This window comes from Natronobiforma cellulositropha (assembly GCF_025629245.1).
In the GTDB taxonomy this organism is placed as follows: Archaea; Halobacteriota; Halobacteria; order Halobacteriales; family Natrialbaceae; genus Natronobiforma; species Natronobiforma cellulositropha.
The window spans coordinates 1-1,368 of the sequence record NZ_JANZXN010000021.1; the positions used below are offsets into that span (position 1 = coordinate 1).

Annotated in this window: 1 protein-coding gene and 1 pseudogene; one reads left to right on the forward strand and one right to left on the reverse strand. The window is 62.2% G+C overall.

Translation table 11 applies throughout. From position 1 onward, the window contains the following. Positions 1 to 217 (forward strand): annotated as a pseudogene (locus N0B15_RS10865) (hypothetical protein); the annotation flags it as partial. Between the two features lie 41 nt (positions 218 to 258). Here N0B15_RS10865 and N0B15_RS10870 read toward each other — a convergent pair. Continuing rightward, positions 259 to 1,203: a DUF7958 family protein gene (locus N0B15_RS10870; protein ID WP_464502946.1), complete on the reverse strand. Its 945-nt coding sequence runs from the start codon at positions 1,201 to 1,203 to the stop codon at positions 259 to 261. Positions 1,204 to 1,368 lie beyond the last annotated feature (165 nt).

Sequence of the window (1,368 nt, forward strand, 5' to 3'; positions counted from 1 at the left end):
CGATCCCAACGCAGCGCCCGTTACCGGTCTCGTCGGTCTCCTCGGATTCGGCTGTGGAATCGTCGCCGTGGTTCTGGGCGACGTCCTCGTCACCATGGCCCGCACCCGCGTCGCGGAGGCGATGGTCGACGAGAGCGCGATCGACCTCGAGCGGCCGTCCCGGTTTCGAGGTCCCGCGCGGAACCACCTCCAGCGTAGCGGTCTCACCGCCACCTGATTCGACTCGCCAGTACAGGCTGGGGGGAGCCACCACCAGTCTCAGAGCAGCCCGGTCTCACCCGGGTCGTAGTAGCGGGGGAACTGCTCGAGGGTGATGTACTGTTCGGCAGATTCGAAGTCGCCGTAGCCGAGGACGCGAAACGCCTCCGGCGGCTCGACGCCCATGCGGACGAAGCAATCTCTGATCTGGCAGGTCAGTGTATGCACGACGAACGCACGGAACTCCGCGAGCGAGCGCGCCTCGAGTACCGGGAGTTCGATCAGGGTGTCCGCCTCGCGCTCGAGCGGGTCCGAAACCGACGTGAAGTGTTCGTCGCCATTGGCGTCGAGATACGCGATGTAGAGCGGGGAGACCGCCTCGAGCGAGACGCCCTTCGAAAGCTCGGCGTCGGTCTCCGCGAGCAGCGACTCGAGGTCGTCTGCGTAGGCGCGCCAGCTATCGGCGTCGTAGCCCGAGAGGTCACCCGTCGGGGGCACATTCAAGTCGATGTCGTAGCGCTCGGTCAGCCGCCGCACCGGGGACTCGAGCGGCGTCGCGGTCTCGTCGATGCCGAGATAGACATCTTTGCGGTACAACAGCGCCTCGTCGCTCATTGCCTCGGCGGGTATCTCGAGCGGGCGCTCGACGCTCCCATCCTGATAACTCGCCAGTTGCTGGTGTACGTCCCCGAAGAACGAGCCGAACGACTCGAGTGACATCGAGGCGATTGCGAGGCGGGTGGCGTCGATGCGCTCAGGGTGAATCGTCGGCGGAACGGTGTCGTAACCGCGTTCGGCGTAGACGAAGTACTGAGCGAAGCGGCGGGCCTGGCTCACGTGTTCGTTCTCTTCTGGAGTTCGTTCACTAGACTTGTCGGGATATGCTGTTAGGTGCCCGTCGATGGTCCCATCAAAGCAGACTCCAATTTTGTGTTCGACACCATTGTTATCGTGTACTCTGACGCCAAAGCCATCATCTGTCTCCTTCGCGATTTCTGCACGCATTCTAGAAGTCTACCTTGTCACTGCTGGTTCCAGTGTCCATCTCTCCACCTTCGAGTCGCTTCTCACTCCGCAGGTTTTGAAGCTTCTCGAGTACTTCGGGCTTGAGCATACCGAGGATGGGTTTCGCGTCGTCCATTCGTTCGTTGATGTAGGTGGTAACGGCGG